This is a genomic window from Stenotrophomonas sp. Y-13 (assembly GCF_046267925.1).
GTDB lineage: Bacteria > Pseudomonadota > Gammaproteobacteria > Xanthomonadales > Xanthomonadaceae > Stenotrophomonas > Stenotrophomonas acidaminiphila_A.
The window spans coordinates 3,565,826-3,581,783 of record NZ_CP176501.1 but is presented as its reverse complement, the minus strand read 5'-3'; the positions used below and the strand labels follow the sequence as shown (position 1 = coordinate 3,581,783).

General features: G+C 70.2%; 8 protein-coding genes. 5 read left to right on the top strand and 3 right to left on the bottom strand.

The window, feature by feature from the left end; genetic code table 11:
* Positions 1–84: 84 nt before the first annotated feature.
* Entirely contained in the window at positions 85–804 is a 720-nt protein-coding gene (locus ACJ7VY_RS16120; RefSeq protein ID WP_409476059.1) for a glutamine amidotransferase, read from the bottom strand.
* On the bottom strand, positions 801–2,570 hold the full coding sequence (locus ACJ7VY_RS16115; protein ID WP_104939983.1) for a GspE/PulE family protein: 1,770 nt from the start codon (positions 2,568–2,570) through the stop codon (positions 801–803). The genes ACJ7VY_RS16120 and ACJ7VY_RS16115 overlap by 4 nt, the downstream gene beginning before the upstream one ends.
* A gap of 121 nt (positions 2,571–2,691) precedes the next feature.
* On the opposite strand from ACJ7VY_RS16115, the gene glyQ reads away from it, so the two are divergent.
* From glyQ to ACJ7VY_RS16100, 3 genes are read left to right on the top strand one after another with little or no spacing between them, the layout of a single operon-like run.
* Positions 2,692–3,603: a glycine--tRNA ligase subunit alpha gene (glyQ, locus tag ACJ7VY_RS16110; RefSeq protein ID WP_104939982.1), complete on the top strand. Its 912-nt coding sequence runs from the start codon at positions 2,692–2,694 to the stop codon at positions 3,601–3,603.
* Positions 3,600–5,672, top strand: a complete 2,073-nt coding sequence (glyS, locus tag ACJ7VY_RS16105; RefSeq protein WP_409476058.1) for a glycine--tRNA ligase subunit beta — start codon at positions 3,600–3,602, stop codon at positions 5,670–5,672. The genes glyQ and glyS overlap by 4 nt, the downstream gene beginning before the upstream one ends.
* A 3-nt stretch (positions 5,673–5,675) precedes the next feature.
* Positions 5,676–7,238, top strand: coding sequence for a sulfotransferase (locus ACJ7VY_RS16100; RefSeq protein ID WP_409476057.1), 1,563 nt, complete (start codon positions 5,676–5,678; stop codon positions 7,236–7,238).
* 51 nt (positions 7,239–7,289) lie between these two features.
* Here ACJ7VY_RS16100 and ACJ7VY_RS16095 read toward each other — a convergent pair whose 3' ends face one another.
* Positions 7,290–10,064, bottom strand: coding sequence for a TonB-dependent receptor (locus ACJ7VY_RS16095; protein ID WP_104939979.1), 2,775 nt, complete (start codon positions 10,062–10,064; stop codon positions 7,290–7,292).
* 199 nt (positions 10,065–10,263) lie between these two features.
* On the opposite strand from ACJ7VY_RS16095, the gene ACJ7VY_RS16090 reads away from it, so the two are divergent.
* Both ACJ7VY_RS16090 and ACJ7VY_RS16085 read left to right on the top strand, forming a co-directional pair.
* A complete protein-coding gene (locus ACJ7VY_RS16090) occupies positions 10,264–12,048 on the top strand; it encodes an autotransporter assembly complex family protein (protein WP_313248008.1) in 1,785 nt (594 codons plus the stop codon).
* 92 nt (positions 12,049–12,140) lie between these two features.
* Entirely contained in the window at positions 12,141–15,920 is a 3,780-nt protein-coding gene (locus tag ACJ7VY_RS16085) for a translocation/assembly module TamB domain-containing protein (RefSeq protein ID WP_409476833.1), read from the top strand.
* Positions 15,921–15,958 lie beyond the last annotated feature (38 nt).

Here is a 15,958-nt window from a genome sequence, read left to right as displayed (position 1 = left end):
CGAACCCGGCTGACGGGCGAGTCGCGCCGCGGAACCCCGCATTCCGCCAGCGGCGTGGAGCCGGTGCGCGCGCCGGCGCGGGCATCACACCGCGCGGGCGTGGCGCACGAAACGGCGCAGCAGCTGGCGCGCCTGCGGCGCGGCGCTGACCTGGCGCGCCACGGCGCGCGCGCAGCCACCGTGGCGGGCAATGCAGTCGGCGCGGGCGCGCACGTAGCCGCGCATGTGGTGGGTGGCGAATTCCGGGTGGAACTGCAGGCCCCAGGCGTGCTCGCCCCAGCGGAAGGCGTGGCAGCCGTCCTGCGCCGAACGCGCCAGCACGGTGGCGCCGACCGGCGCCTGGAGCACGGTCTGCAGGTGGGTGGCCTGGGCCGGGAAGCTGGGGGGCAGGCCGGCGAATAGCGGGTCGGCGGCGGCGGCCGGGTCCAGTTCCAGGCGGATGGTGCCCGATTCGCGCCCGGCCGGGTTGTAGTCCACCTGCCCGCCGAGCGCATGCGCCAGCAGTTGGTGGCCGTAGCAGATGCCCAGCAGCGGCATGCCGGCGTGGGCGGCGTCGCGCAGCCAGTCGGCGCTGCGCTCGCTCCACTCGGCGCGGTCGGTGACGAACGCGGCCGAGCCGGTGACGATGGTGGCGGCGAAACCCTGGCGCGCGGGCAGGCGTTGACCCTGTTCGACGTTGACCACCACGGTCTCGGCCTGTTCCAGGCCCGCGGCGACGCGGATCCAGTGCGGGAAACGGCCGTAACGGCGCAGGCTCGGGAACGGCTGCCCGGTTTCGATGATGAGGAACGGCGGGGGTTTCATTCCGCTGGGGGCAGGACCGACAGGACTTCCTCGATTGTAGTCAGCCCCTGCGCCACCTTTTCAAGCCCGGTCCGGCGCAGCGTGCGCAGCCCCTCGGCGCGCGCGGCATGGCTGAAACCGGCCAGGTCCATGTCCGCGCGGATCAGCGAACGCAGCCGCGGGCCCAGTGGCAGCAGCTCATACAGGCCGATCCGGCCCAGGTAGCCGGTGCGCCGGCACTCCAGGCAACCCACCGGCGCACAGGCGTGGATGGCATCAGGTAATGCCTCATTGCCATCACGCAGCGGCGCCCAGTCCTCGTCGTCGAGCACGTCGGCGCGCTTGCAGTGCGGGCACAGCGTGCGCACCAGCCGCTGCGCCAGCACACCGTTGACGGTGGAGGCGATCAGGTAGTGCGGTACGCCCAGGTCGAGCAGGCGGGTGATGGCCGAGGGGGCGTCGTTGGTGTGCAGGGTGGACAGCACCAGGTGGCCGGTCAGCGAGGCCTGCACCGCCATCTGCGCGGTCTCCAGGTCGCGGATCTCGCCGATCATGATGATGTCCGGGTCCTGGCGCAGCAGGGTGCGCACGCCGCTGGCGAAGTCCAGGTCGATGTTGGTCTGCACCTGCATCTGGTTGAACTCGGGCGCGATCATCTCGATCGGGTCCTCCACCGTGCACACGTTGACGTCCGGCGTGGCCAGCCGCTTGAGCGTGGAGTACAGGGTGGTGGTCTTGCCCGAGCCGGTGGGGCCGGTGACCAGCACGATGCCGTGCGGGCGCGCGACCAGCTCGTTCCAGCCGGCGGCCTCCTCCGGGCTGAAGCCCAGCTGCTCGATGCTCTTGAACGCCGCGTCCGGGTCGAAGATGCGCATCACGCACTTCTCGCCGAACGCGGTGGGCATGGTCGACAGGCGCATCTCGACCTCGCGCCCGCCCGGGGAGCGGGTCTTGATGCGGCCGTCCTGCGGGCGCCGGCGCTCGGCCAGGTCCATGCGCCCGAGCACCTTGATGCGGCTGACCACGGCGGTCATCACCGCCGGCGGCAGCTCGAACACCTTGTGCAGCACGCCGTCGATGCGGAACCGCACCCGGCCCATGTCGCGGCGCGGTTCCAGGTGGATGTCGCTGGCGCGCTGCTCGTAGGCGTACTGCAGCAGCCAGTCGACGATGCTGACCACGTGGTGGTCGTCGGCGTTGACGTCGCCGGCGCGGCCCAGTTCCACCAGCTGCTCGAAGCTGGGCAGGCTGCTGCCGTCGCCGCGCGCGTCGCTGCGGGCACTGCGCACCGAGCGGGTGACGCCGAAGAACTCCATCGAGTAGCGGTGCAGGTCCAGCGGGTTGACCAGCACGATCTCGATCCGGCGCCGGGTCAGGTGCTGCAGGTCGGGTATCCAGTCGCGCGCCATTGGCTCGCTGGTGGCCACCAGCACCCGTTCGGCGTCCATCGCCAGCGGCAGGATCCGGTGGCGCCGGGCATAGGCGTGCGAGACCACGGCGGTGGCGTTGGCCACGTCCACCCGGGTCGGGTCGATGCGCAGGTAGCGGACCCCGGTGCGGCCGGCCAGCCATTCGGTCAGCCGCTCCAGCCCGAGTTCGCCGGAAGCCGGGGGCGCTGCGGCCAGCTTGAGGTTGGCCAGCAGCACCAGCGGGTGCACCTCGCTGGCGTTGCGCGCGCCCTGCGCCGAGAAGCGGATGCGTTCCTGGTCGTGCGCGGCCACCAGGCCGTCGCCCAGCACCGCCGCGGCGATGTTGGCGAACTGCAGCCGGCCGGGGGCGATGGCCACCGGGGATGGCGGGGTCGGGACGCTCGATGCGGCCGTGTGTTCCACCTGAAACTCCTTGCTGGCGCGGCCGCCGCGCGGTCGCTCGCTATACTAGCGCACCCATCCGTACGGCCCAGGCAGCATGTCCGCGACTCCCACCGTTCCCATCACTTTCCAGGGCCTGATCCAGACCCTCAACGACTACTGGGCGAAGCAGGGCTGCGTGCTGATCCAGCCGCTGGACCTGGAAGTGGGCGCCGGCACCTTCCACCCGGCCACGTTCCTGCGCTCGATCGGCCCGGAAAGCTGGAACGCCGCCTACGTGCAGCCCAGCCGCCGCCCCACCGACGGCCGCTACGGCGAGAACCCCAACCGCCTGCAGCGCTACTACCAGTACCAGGTGGCGATGAAGCCGAGCCCGGACAACATCCAGCAGCTGTACCTGGATTCGCTCAAGGCGCTGGGCATCGACCCGCTGGTGCACGACCTGCGCTTCGTCGAGGACAACTGGGAATCGCCGACCCTCGGCGCCTGGGGCCTGGGCTGGGAAGTGTGGCTCAACGGCATGGAGGTCACCCAGTTCACCTACTTCCAGCAGGCCGGCGGCCTGGAGTGCAAGCCGGTGCTGGGCGAGATCACCTACGGCCTGGAGCGGCTGTGCATGTACCTGCAGAACTGCGACAACGTCTACGACCTGGTGTGGACCTACGGTCCGGATGGCACCCCGGTCAGCTACGGCGACGTCTACCACCAGAACGAGGTGGAGCAGAGCACCTACAATTTCGAGCATGCCGACGTGGCCGAAATGTTCCACCGCTTCGACGCCTGCGAGCAGGAAGCGCAGAAGCTGGTCGAGGCCGGGCTGCCGCTGCCGGCCTATGAGCAGGTGTGCAAGGCCAGCCATTCGTTCAACCTGCTGGACGCGCGCCGCGCCATCTCGGTGACCGAACGCCAGCGCTACATCCTGCGCGTGCGCGCGCTGGCCCAGGCGGTGGCCAAACTGTACGAGGCCAAGCGCCTGGAAGCGGTGGCGGCCAAGGAGGTGCAGGCATGAGCATGCAGCCGCTGCTGATCGAACTGGGCGTGGAGGAGCTGCCGGTCAAGGCGCTGCCGGGCCTGGCGCAGGCGTTCTTCGACGGCGTGATCGACGGGCTGGCCCGGCGCGGTATTGCCTTCGAGCGCGACGACGCCAAGCCGCTGTCCACCCCGCGCCGCCTGGCGGTGCTGCTGCCGGGCGTGGAAACCGAACAGCCCGAGCAGCACTCGGAAGTGTTCGGCCCGTACCTGAACATCGCGCTGGACGCCAATGGCGAACCGACCAAGGCGCTGCAGGGCTTCGCCGCCAAGGCCGGCATCGACTGGACCGCGCTGGAGCGCACCACCGACGCCAAGGGCGAGCGCTTCGTGCTGCGCTCGGTGACGCCGGGCGCGAAGACCGCCACGCTGCTGCCGGAGATCGTGCGCGAGGCCATCGCCGCGATGCCGATCCCCAAGCCGATGCGCTGGGGCGCGCACGAATACGCCTTCGCCCGCCCGGTGCACTGGCTGGTGCTGCTGCATGGCAACGACGTGGTCGACGCCGAGCTGCTCGGCCTGAAGTCCGACCGCTTCAGCCGCGGCCACCGCTTCATGGCCGACAAGCAGGTGTGGCTGAGCCACCCGTCCGACTACGTCGAATCGCTGAAGGCGGCCTGCGTGCTGGTCGACGCCGACGCGCGCCGCGAGCGCATCGTGCACGAGGTCAACGCCGCCGCGGCGCAGGCCGGCGGCGTGGCGCGCATCACCGACGACAACCTGGAGCAGGTGGTCAACCTGGTCGAATGGCCGTCGGCGGTGCTGTGCAGCTTCGAGCGCGAGTTCCTGGCGGTGCCGCAGGAAGCGCTGATCGAAACGATGGAGATCAACCAGAAGTTCTTCCCGGTGCTGGATGCCGCCGGCAGGCTGACCGAGAAGTTCATCGGCATCGCCAACATCGAATCGAAGGACGTGGCCGAGGTGGCCAAGGGCTACGAGCGGGTGATCCGCCCGCGCTTCTCCGACGCCAAGTTCTTCTTCGACGAGGACCTCAAGCAGGGCCTGGCGGCGATGGGCGAAGGCCTGAAGAGTGTCACCTACCAGGCCAAGCTGGGCACGGTGGCCGACAAGGTGCAGCGGGTCAGCGCGCTGGCGCAGGTGATCGCGCCGCAGGTGGGCGCCGACCCGGTGCAGGCCAGGCGTGCCGCCGAGCTGGCCAAGAACGACCTGCAGTCGCGCATGGTGGGCGAGTTCCCGGAACTGCAGGGCATCGCCGGCCGCCACTACGCCGTGGCCGGTGGCGAATCGCCCGCGGTCGCACTGGCCATCGACGAGGCCTACCAGCCGCGCTTCGCCGCCGCCGACATCGCCGCCTCGCCGCTGGGCAAGGTGCTGGCGATCGCCGAGCGCCTGGACACCCTGGCCGGTGGCTTCGCCGCGGGGCTGAAGCCGACCGGCAACAAGGACCCGTTCGCGCTGCGCCGCAATGCGCTGGGCCTGGCGCGCACGATCATCGAGTCGGGGTTCGACCTGGACCTGCCGGCGCTGCTGGCCGCCGCCAATACCGGCCTGGCCGGGCGCGGGGTGCAGGCGGACCCGGGCGAACTCTATGACTTCGTCATCGACCGCCTGCGCGGCTACTACGCCGACAGGGGCGTGCCGGCCACGCACTTCAACGCCGTGGCCGAGCTGAAGCCGGCCTCGCTGTACGACTTCGACCGCCGCATCGACGCCATCGGCACCTTCGCCCAGCTGCCGGAAGCCGAGGCGCTGGCCGCGGCCAACAAGCGCATCCGCAACATCCTGCGCAAGGCCGAGGGCGACATCCCCGGCACGATCGACCCGGCGCTGCTGCGCGAGCCGGCCGAGAGCGAACTGGCCGAGGCGGTGGCCGCCGCAATCGACGACACCGGCGCGGCGCTGGCGCAGAAGGACTACGTCAGCGTGCTGGGCCGGCTGGCGCGGCTGCGGCCGCAGGTCGATGCGTTCTTCGACGGGGTCATGGTCAACGCCGAGGACCCGGCGCTGCGTGGCAACCGCCTGGCGCTGCTGCGCACCCTGGGCGACCGCCTGGGCAGCGTCGCGGCGATCGAGCACCTGTCCGGCTGACGCATGGACGTGGCCGCCTCCTGGCAGTCCGCGCAGGCCGCCCTGGCCCGTCGTGACATGCCGGAGGCGCGCCGGCACCTGCTGGCGGTGCTGGAGCGGCAGCCCGCGCACGCCTACGCGCGGGTGATGCTGGCCGGCACCGTGCTGGCCCAGGGGCGCGTGCGCGAGGCCGTGCAGCAGCTGCAGCAGGCTGCCACACAGGTGTATGACGATCCCGCGCTGCTGCTGCGGGTGGCGCAGGCGCTGCTGCGGGTGGGCGACAGCGAAGCCGTGGCCACGCTGATGCGACAGGCCTGCGTGGCGCGCTGCGACGATGCGTCCACCCTGGCGGCGCTGGCCCACGTGCTGCAGTCGCTGGGCCTGCACGCCGAGGCGCTGCGGCTGATGCGGCGCGCCGCCGCGGCCGGTTTCGACAACGCCGACTTCCACTACTTCCTCGGCGTGCAGCTGCAGTTCAACGGTGAGCTGGAGGCGGCCGGGCAGGCGCTGGCGCGCTGCCTGCAGCTGCGCCCGGGCCATGGCCGCGCCGCGCTGACGCGCGCGCGCCTGCGCCGCTGGGACGCCGGCGAACACCATGTCGACGCACTGCGCCGGCAGTTGCAGGCGGTGGCGGCCGACAGCGAGGACACGGCGGCGTTGTGGTTCGCGCTGTACAAGGAACTGGAGGACCTGGGCGATCTCGACGGCGCCTGGGAAGCGCTGCGCCAGGGCAACGCGGTGATGTGGCGGCGGCTGCGCCACGACCCGTTGGCCGATGGCGCCCAGCACGCGGCCATGGCGCGGCTCGCGGCCGACGGGGTCTTCGCCGCGGCCGATGGCGCCGAGGACGACGGCGGCGCCCAGCCGATCTTCATCGTCGGCATGCCGCGCTCGGGCACCACGGTGCTGGAGCGCATGCTCGGCAACCATTCGCAGGTGGCCGCGGCCGGCGAACTCGGCGATTTCGCCCAGCAGCTGCGCTGGGCCGCCGACCAGGCCGGGCGCGCGCTGCTGGACCCGCCGCTGCTGCAGGCGCTGGCGACACTGGATTACCGCGGCATCGGCCGCGGCTACCTGCGCCAGGTGCGCTGGCGGCTGCAGGGCCAGCGTCGCTTCATCGACAAGCTGCCGCCCAACTACCTGCTGGCCGGGCCCATTGCCCGTGCGCTGCCGCAGGCGCTGATCGTATACGTGCGCCGCGACCCGATGGCGGTGTGCTTCTCCAACTACCGGGCGATGTTCGGCGACTCCTACGGCTACAGCTACGACCTGGATGCGCTGGCCGCCCACCACCACGCCCACGCGCAGCTGATGCGCGCCTGGCAGCGGCACCTGCCCGGGCGGGTGCTGGAGATCGACTACGAAGCGATGGTGCGCGATCCCGACGCCGCGCTGGCGCAGGTGCTGGCCCGCTGCGGGCTGGCCCCCGAGCAGGGTGCCAGCGACCTGACCCGCAACGCCGCGGCCACCGCCACGCTGAGCAGCGTGCAGGTGCGCGAGCCCGTGCATGCGCGCAATGTCGAGGAGTGGCGGCGTTATGCCGACCGGCTCGCACCGCTGCGCGGGCGCCTGCAGGCGGCGGAATGAAAAAACAGGGGCGGCCATGGCCGCCCCTGTTCGTTCCCCTGGCCGCGCGGATTACTGGCTGCGCCCGAAACGCCAGTTCACCTCGAGCATGTAGGAGCGGCCGTAGCCGTTGTAGTTGAAGATGTTGTAGTACGGATAGCTGGTGTAGGTACGGTCGCGTGGCGGCCGTTCGCCGGTCAGGTTGTTGGCGGTCAGGCTCAGCGAAACGTCGTCGGTCACCGCGTAGTCGACGGTCAGGTTGAAGGTGGTCCACGCCTTGACCCGGCCGGCGTTGTTGGCGGCATAGCCCTGGGTGCTGTCCTGCGCGGCGAAGTTCGGCGTGCGCCCGTAGCGGATGCCGTACAGGGTGGTGGTCCAGTCGCCCATCTGCCAGCCCACGGTGCCGCTGAAGATGTTCTTGAACTCGGACGAATAGTACGGATCGCGCAGCAGGTCGATCACCGGGTCTTCCGGATACTGCTGGCTCTCATGCTTGAGGGTGACGTTGTAGCGCGCGCCCAGCATGAAGCTGCCCCACGCATCGGTGGCCCAGCGGTAGTCCATGTTGGCGGTGATGCCGCTGACATCCTCCTTGGCGACGTTGATCGGGTTCACCGCCACCGTATTGATCTGGTTCGGCTGCGGCGCGTTGGGCCCGGCGCGGCCGATGCGCTGCAGGGCATCGACGCAGGTGGGCGAGCTGGCGTCCAGCTGGCCCTGGCGGCAGGCCGCCTCGTTGCGCAGCAGCAGGTCCAGGTCGAGATCGGCGACCTTGTTGTCGATCTTGATGCGGTAGTAGTCGGCGCTGACGGTGAACTGCGCATTGGGCGACCACACCACGCCGCCGCCCCACGACTTGGCGGTGATCGACTTCAGGTCGGGGTTGCCCGCGCGCGAGCCGCGTACCTGTTCGTCGTTGTAGGAGCACTGGCTGATCGGCACGCCAGGTTCCTCGGTGGCGCAACGGTAATAGTCGGGCACGAAGGTGTAGAAGCCGCTGTCGCCGGCGAACACGTAGGCCATGTCCGGCGACTTGAACGCGGTGGCGTAGTTGGCGCGCAACAGCAGCGAATCCAGCGGCCGGAACTCCAACGCCGCCTTCCACGTCGCGCGCGAATCGCTGCCACCGCCCTTGTTCTTGTAATCGTCGTAGCGGCCGGACAGGCTGGCGGTGAGCCGGCTGAAGATCGGCACGCGCAGTTCCACCGCCGCGGCCCAGTTGTCGCGCTTGCCCGCGCCCTGGGTGCCGCTCAGGCCCCAGAACTGGTCGTTGACCACGCGCGGGTCGGTGGGGTTGCTCCAGGACTGCTGGCCGGCCTGCAGCACGCCGGCGAAGCCGACGTCGCCGGCCGGCAGCGAGAACAGCGAGGTGTTGGTGAACTGCAGGTTGACATTCTGCGTCCAGGTCTTGGACTTGGTGCGGATCTCGCCCTGGAAGCTGCGGTACTGTTCCGGCGTCAGCGGCTTGTAGAAGCCGGCATCGTTGGGCTCGTAGATCGGGTAGCCGTAATAGTCGCCCAGCTGCGGCCCCAGGAAGTGCTCACGGAAGAAGTCTTCCATCTTGTCCTTCAACGGCCACCACTGGCGGCTGTCGATGTGGTACTCCGAGCGCGCGTAGTAGGCGTTGTAGTCCCAGTTGGACTGGCCCACGGTGCCCTTGATGCCCAGCGCGACGTTGTAGGAATCGGCGGTCTGGCGCTCGTTGTTGAAATCGCGGTCCCCGGTTTCCTCCGGCGAGAAGATGCGCTGGTAGCTTTCCAGGTCGCCGGTGAGGTTGTTGAAGATGTAGCCGCTGGTATCGATCGACGGCTGCCAGAAGCGCGAACCGGAGTTGCTCTCGTTCTTGGTGCGGTTGAGCAGCACGGTGGCGTAGAGGTCGGTGCTGTCGTTGAGCGCATAGTTCAGGTTGGCGTAGCCCGATGCGCTGCGTTCCTTGTTGAGGATGGTCGAATACCCCGGCTCATAGCGGCTGCCGCAGTAGTTGCCGCGCCCGGGGCGGGTGTCATAGATGGTGGTGCCGCCGAACAGGCCGGACAGGGGCGCGCAGGCAGCGGCGCCCGGATCGATGTACGCGCCATTGCTGGCGTTGTGGACGAAGGTGCGGCTGCCATAGCGCGCGGCCGGGTTGGGATTGTCGTTGGTGGAGTCGAAATCCTTGCGGTTGAAGCCGTAGATCGGGTCCTGGTTGCTCAGCTGCAGGCCGGCGGTCAGGTCCAGCTTGTCCCAGCTGTGGCCACTGGTCAGCTGGAAGCGCTGGTTGCCGCCGCCGCCGCCGTCGTAGCTGCCCATGCGGAAGCTCATCTGGGTGCCGTCCAGCCGCTTCTTCAGGATGATGTTGACCACGCCGGCGATGGCGCTGGAGCCGTAGATCGACGACTGGTTGCCGGGTGCGATGTCGATCCGCTCGACCATCGAGGTGGGGATGCTGGCCAGATCGACGAAATTGCTCTGGCCGTTGTAGAGCAGCGGGTAGTCGGCCATGGGGCGGCCGTCGATCAGGACCAGGGTGAAGCCCGGGTCCAGGCCCAGCAGGCTGATCGGCTTGGCGCCGGGGGTGAAGCCGCCGGAGAACTGGCTGTCCTGTACCGCACCGGTGGCCAGCGGCTGCGAGCGCAGCACCTCGTAGACGTCCTTGAAGCCCTGCTTCTGGATGTCCTGCGCGCTGATCGAGGTGATCGGGGTGGCGGTTTCCACCTGGACCTGCGGGATCAGCGAGCCGGTGACGGTGATGCGGTCGAGGGTCTCGACGCCCTTCTTGTCGCCGCTGTCGTCGGACTGGGCGAAGGACAGTGGCGAATAGGCGGTGATGGCGGCGCAGATCGCGGCGCTCAGCAGCTGGCGTTTCATTGGATGGATTCCTGGCTCGTGGCGGGTGGACGGTGGAACCAGTCGGACCGGTGCTCTTCCATGAGCGGGCTCGCCCGCGGCGGTGCCGCGACGACGCATGCATGACCGGAATGGCTGGATGCGTTCACGATAATTTAACCGTCCAGGTGAAACCGCCGTGATGATTCCGGCCTTCACAAGCGCCCGGTATGCTGTCGCTATGCTGCCCAAGACCCCCGCATTTGCCCTTGTTCTGGCGACGTTCGCCGCCGTTCCCTTCGCCCATGCCCGCGGCACGATCGAAAAGGTCCAGATCAAGGGGCTGGACAAGGGCGACGACGCGGCGATCATCGAGAACATCGAGGTGTCGCTGTCGCTGTACGACACCATCGGCAAGGTGCAGGGCGAGTCGCGCCTGGAATACCTGCTGTCGCAGGCCGAGCGGCAGACCCGGCAGGCGCTGGAACCGTTCGGCTACTACAACCCGACCATCAGCGTGGACGCCCCGCGCGAGGGCGACACCGTGCGGGTGGTGATCGAGGTCGACAAGGGCGAGCCGGTGCGGGTACGGCAGTCGGAGGTGGTCATCACCGGCCCGGCCGCGCGCGACCGCTACCTGCAGCGGGACCTGGAGGACTTCCAGCCGCGCGAGGGCGAGCCGTTCGACCACAGTACCTACGAGGCCAGCAAGGTCGTCATCACCCGGCGCCTGTCCGAGCGCGGCTACTTCGACTCGGACTTCACCCAGCGCAAGGTCGAGATCACCCGCGCGCAGAACGCGGCCGACATCTTCCTGAGCTGGGACAGCGGCCGCCGCTACAACATGGGCCGGATCAGCTTCAACCAGGACTACTTCCGCCCCGGCCTGTTCGACCCGCTGGTGTATTGGGAGCAGGGCAGCTACTGGCACGAGGGCAAGCTCGACCGGCTGCGCGAATCGCTGACCAAGCTGGACTACTTCAGCACGATCGACATCCAGCCGCGCCCGGAAGACGCCTATGGCGACGGCGAGGTGCCGGTGGACGTGAACCTGACCCTGGCCAAGCGCACCATCTACACCGCCGGCCTCAGCTACGGCAGCGAGAGCGGCCCCGGTGTGCGCGGCGGGGTGGAGCGGCGCTACGTCAACAGCCGCGGGCACAAGCTCAATACGCAGCTGGACTATGCGCAGAAGCGCAAGAGCCTGGTCACCAGCTACCGGATACCCGCGTTCCGCTGGCTCGACGGCTGGTACACCTTCGCGGTCAGCGCCTACGACGAGCAGACCCGCTACATCGACATGCGCAATTTCAAGCTGATCGGCAGCCGCAGCGGCGAGATCAACGAGTACTGGACCGCCATCGCCTCGGTCAACGCACTGCGCGAGCGCTGGCGCTACAGCTCCGGCGACCAGTTCACCGACGCGGTCTACCAGTACTCGACGCTGGTGTACCCGCAGTTGACCGCCGACTACGTGGACGTGGACGACAAGGCGTTCCCGCGCCGCGGCTTCAGCGGCAACGCCACCCTGCGCGGCGGCATCGAGGGCGCCGGTTCGGATACCAGCTTCATCCAGGCCGATGCCACGCTGCGCTGGTATGTGCCGCTGGGCGACAGCGACCGCCTGATCCTGCGCGGCCAGGCCGGCACCACCTGGACCAGCGACCTGGTGGCGATGCCGCCGAGCCTGCGCTACTTCGCCGGTGGCGACCGTTCGATCCGCGGCTACGCATGGCGTGAAGTGGGGCCGCGCACGCCCGCCCCGGACAAGTACGCGCTCGGCGCCAAGCACCTGGTGGTCGGCTCGGCCGAGTACGAGCATTACTTCGGTGGCGGTCCGTGGGGCGCGGCGGTGTTCGTCGATACCGGCAGCGCCTTCGACAACACCATCGACCTGCATACCGGCGTGGGCCTTGGCGTGCGCTGGAAATCGCCGGTCGGGCCGGTGCGCATCGACATCGCCCATGGCCTGAACCACCCCGACTCGCAGTTCCAGCTGTACCTGAACATCGGAGCCGACCTGTGAGCCGCCGTCCCGCGTCCGCCGCGCCTGCCGACATCACCCCCGAGGAACGCGAGGCGCGCATCGCCGAACTGCGCGCGCGGCGCCGCGCGCGGATGCGCACGCTGGCGATCCGCAGCGGCATCGGCATCGGCGTGCTGGTGGTGCTGGCGTCGCTGGCGCTGTACTGGCTGCTGCAGACCGTGGCCGGCCGCGACGTGCTGCTGGCGCAGGTGGTGGCGCGGCTGCCGGCCGATTCGTCGCTGACCTGGAGCAAGGTCGAAGGCCCGCTGGCCGGGCCGCTGGTGCTGCACGACCTGGACTTCCGCTACCAGGACATCCACTTCAGCGCCGCCCAGGCCTACCTGGACCCGGACATCCGCCCGCTGCTGGGGCGCAAGCTGCGCCTGGACCTGCTGCGCATCACCGACGCGCAGCTGGAACTGGGGCCGCCGGAGGACAAGCCGTTCGAGCTGCCGCGCTGGCCGGACGTGCTGCCGGCCATCACCCTGCCGCTGGCGTTGCAGGCCGACACCATCGAGATCGATGGCCTGCGCATCGTCCAGCAGGATGCGCCGCCGATCGACATCACCCGCCTCCGCGGCGGCCTGGAAGCGGCCGACGGTGAGTTCCGCGCCATCGGCCTGCAGGTGGACGGCAACCTGGGCGATTTCCGCATCGACGGCCACTACCTGCCGCGCCAGGACTACCGCACCGACCTTACCGTGCGCGCGCTGATGCCGGCGCGGCCGGGCCAGCCGCGGGCGCGGTTGGGGCTGGTCGCGCGCGGCGACCTGGCGCACATGGAGGTGGCGCTGGCCGGTTACGCCCCGCGGCCGCTGCATGCCAGCCTGGTGCTGGACGGCCGCGACGACCCGGTATGGAGCGTGGCCGCGCGCAGCGAGGAACTGGACCTGGGCCAGCTGGTGCCGGCGCAGTATCTGGCGCAGGCGCCCGCGCCACTGGCGCTGGATTTCAACGCGCGCGGGCGTGGCGGCAGCGCGCGGCTGCAGGGCCGCGTGCGCCAGGGCGACCAGGAACTGGTGCTGGCACCGTCCAGCATCGTCATCGACAACCAGGTGCTGACCGTCTCGCCGCTGGTGGCCGAGGCCTTCGGTGGCGAGCTGCGCCTGCAGGGCAGCGCCGACTTCAGCGACACGCAGAACCCCGGCTTCCGCTTCGCGGTGGTCGCCAGCCAGCTGACCTGGACCCCCGCGCCCGATCCGTCGGCGCCCGGCGTCACGCCGGTGCCGCTGCACCTGAAGGAAGCGCGCCTGGGCGTGGCCGGCACCCTGAAGAACTGGGCGGCGATCGGCAAGGCCGAGGTGGCGCGCGAGAACCAGGACGCCCGCCTCGACTTCGACCTGCGCGGCAGCGACCAGCAGGCGCGCATCGAGAAGCTCGAGGCGAGCACGCCCGGCGGCTCGCTCGGCCTGACCGGTTCGGCGGCCTGGCAACCGGCGCTGTCGTGGGACGTGGATGCGCGCCTGGCCAGCTTCGACCCCGGCTATTTCGTGCCCGGGTGGGAAGGCAACCTGTCCGGCACGCTGGCCTCGCGCGGCAAGCAGCTGCCGTCGCCGGCCGGCGCCGCGGACATGCGGTTCGAGGCCACCCTGGACGTGCCGCAGCTCAAGGGCAGGTTGCGTGGCCGCAGCGTCGACGCGCGTGCCCGGCTGGCCTTGCAGGGCACCCAGGGCGAAGGCGACGTGCGCCTGGTGATGGGCGACAGCCGCATCGAGGCCAAGGGCAAGGTGGGCGAGCGCCTCGCCGTGGATGCGCGGCTGCAGCCGCTGCACCTGTCCGACCTGCTGCCCGGCGCCAGCGGCAGCCTGGCCGGGACCCTGCAGCTGCGGGGCACGCCGGCCCAGCCGGACGTCACCGCCGACCTGCGCGGCGACGGGCTGCGCTGGGACGACTGGAAGGCCGGCCACGTCAGCATCACCGGCCACCTGCCATGGAAGGGCGACAACGGTGCGCTGCAGGTGCAGGGCAGCGCGGTGGAGGCGGGCGTGCTGCTGGACAGCGTGCGCCTGGATGCGCGTGGCAGCGTGCAGAACCTGCGGCTCGACGCCGATGTCCGCAACGACCTGGCGGCACTCGCCCTGGGCGGCAGTGTGCGCCAGGCCGGGCCGGCATGGCGCGGCGAACTGGCGGCGCTGCGGGTGGCCCCGGCCAAGGGCGCACCCTGGCAGTTGCGCCAGGCCGCGGCCTTCAGCGTGCAGGGCGGCAACATCGCCCTGGGCGACACCTGCCTGGGTTCGGACACCGGCGGCGCGCTGTGCGTGGGCGCCAACTGGCCGCGCGAAGGCGTCCACCTGCGTGGCGATGCATTGCCGCTGGCGCTGGTGCAGCCGTGGCTGCCGCCGAACGCGGGCCGGCGCATCTACCTGCGCGGCGAGGTCACCCTCGATGGCCAGCTGCGCCCGCGCGGCAAGGCCTGGGAAGGCAGCTTCAAGGTCGCCTCGGCCGAAGGCGGCATCCGCCTGGGCGACAACGCCCGCGGCGAACTGGTGCGCTACGACCACTTTTCCGTGAACGTGGACATGCAGCCCGGTGGCATCAACGGCTACCTCGGCGTCGGCTTCCAGGGCGACGGCTTCGTCGACGCCAAGGTGCGGACCGGCTGGGAGCCGAGCGCCGCGCTCAACGGCGAGCTGTACCTGAACATGTCGCGGCTGTACTGGATGGAGCTGTTCTCGCCCGACCTGGTACGGCCCAAGGGCCTGGTCGAAGGCCATGTCAGCCTGCGCGGCACGCGTGCCCAGCCTTCGCTTGGCGGCGAGGCCAGGCTCAGCGATTTCAGCGGCGAGTTCCCGGCGCTGGGCCTGGCCCTGAGCGAAGGCAAGGGCAGCTTCACCGCGCAGCCGGATGGCTCGGCGCGCATCGCCGCGGAGGTGAAGACCGGCGGCGAAGGCGCGCTGAAGGTGCAGGGCGGCCTGTCCTGGTTTGGTGACGCGCAGCCGCTGCAGCTGCACATCGGTGGCGACAGGGTGCTGGTGTCCAACACCAGCGAACTGCGCGTGGTCGCCAACCCCGACCTCGATTTCACCCTGGCCGGCACCGCCATGGAGCTGCGCGGCAGCGTGCACGTGCCCGAGGCGGCGATCGACCTGGAGCGCCTGGACCGTGGTACTTCGGTGTCCGAGGACGTGGTGGTGCTCGACCCGGTCGATCCGGAGGAATCGCGTGCCTCGCCGCTGGACATGGACCTGGCGGTCAGCCTCGGCGACAAGGTGAAGATGAGCGGCTTCGGCCTGAAGGGCGCGCTCACCGGCAAGATGCAGGTGCGCGCCCGCCCCGGCCGCGAAATGACCGCCAACGGCGGGCTGGAAGTCAGCGGCCGCTACAAGGCCTACGGCCAGGACCTGACCATCACCCAGGGCCAGCTGCTGTGGAACCACGGCATCGTCTCCGACCCGCGCATCAACATCCGCGCCCAGCGCGGCATCGGCGAGGTCACCGCCGGCATCGTCGTCACCGGCCGCGCGCAGCAGCCGCGCGTGGACGTGTGGTCCGATCCGGCGATGTCGCAGTCCGAGGCACTGTCCTATCTGGTCCTCGGCCGCAGCCTGAGCATGGCCAGCAGCGACCAGGCGCAGCAGGTCAATGCCGCCTCCGCGGCGCTGTCGGCCGGCAGCGGCCTGCTCGCCGCGCAGGTCGGCGCCCGGCTCGGCCTGGACGACGCCGGGGTCAGCCAGTCGCGCGCGCTGGGTGGCGCGGTGATCGGCGTGGGCAAGTTCATCACCCCCAAGCTGTACATCGGTTATGGCGTATCGCTGATCGGCAGCGGCTCGGTGCTGACCCTCAAGTACCTGCTGCGCCGCGGCTTCGACATCGAGGTCGAATCGAGCACGGTGGAGAACCGCGGTTCGGTGAACTGGCGCAAGGAGAAGTAGCCGGCGCCGCGCCGGGCCCGCGTGCCGTGTCCGCGGTC

Bases quoted from the DNA above. Each gene is read 5' to 3' on its own strand.
- glyS (WP_409476058.1), top strand. From the start codon at position 3,600: ATGAGCATGCAGCCGCTGCTGATCGAACTGGGCGTGGAGGAGCTGCCG.
- ACJ7VY_RS16095 (WP_104939979.1), bottom strand. From the start codon at position 10,064: ATGAAACGCCAGCTGCTGAGCGCCGCGATCTGCGCCGCCATCACCGCC.
- glyQ (WP_104939982.1), top strand. From the start codon at position 2,692: ATGTCCGCGACTCCCACCGTTCCCATCACTTTCCAGGGCCTGATCCAG.
- ACJ7VY_RS16100 (WP_409476057.1), top strand. From the start codon at position 5,676: ATGGACGTGGCCGCCTCCTGGCAGTCCGCGCAGGCCGCCCTGGCCCGT.
- ACJ7VY_RS16120 (WP_409476059.1), bottom strand. From the start codon at position 804: ATGAAACCCCCGCCGTTCCTCATCATCGAAACCGGGCAGCCGTTCCCG.
- ACJ7VY_RS16090 (WP_313248008.1), top strand. From the start codon at position 10,264: ATGCTGCCCAAGACCCCCGCATTTGCCCTTGTTCTGGCGACGTTCGCC.
- ACJ7VY_RS16085 (WP_409476833.1), top strand. From the start codon at position 12,141: ATGCGCACGCTGGCGATCCGCAGCGGCATCGGCATCGGCGTGCTGGTG.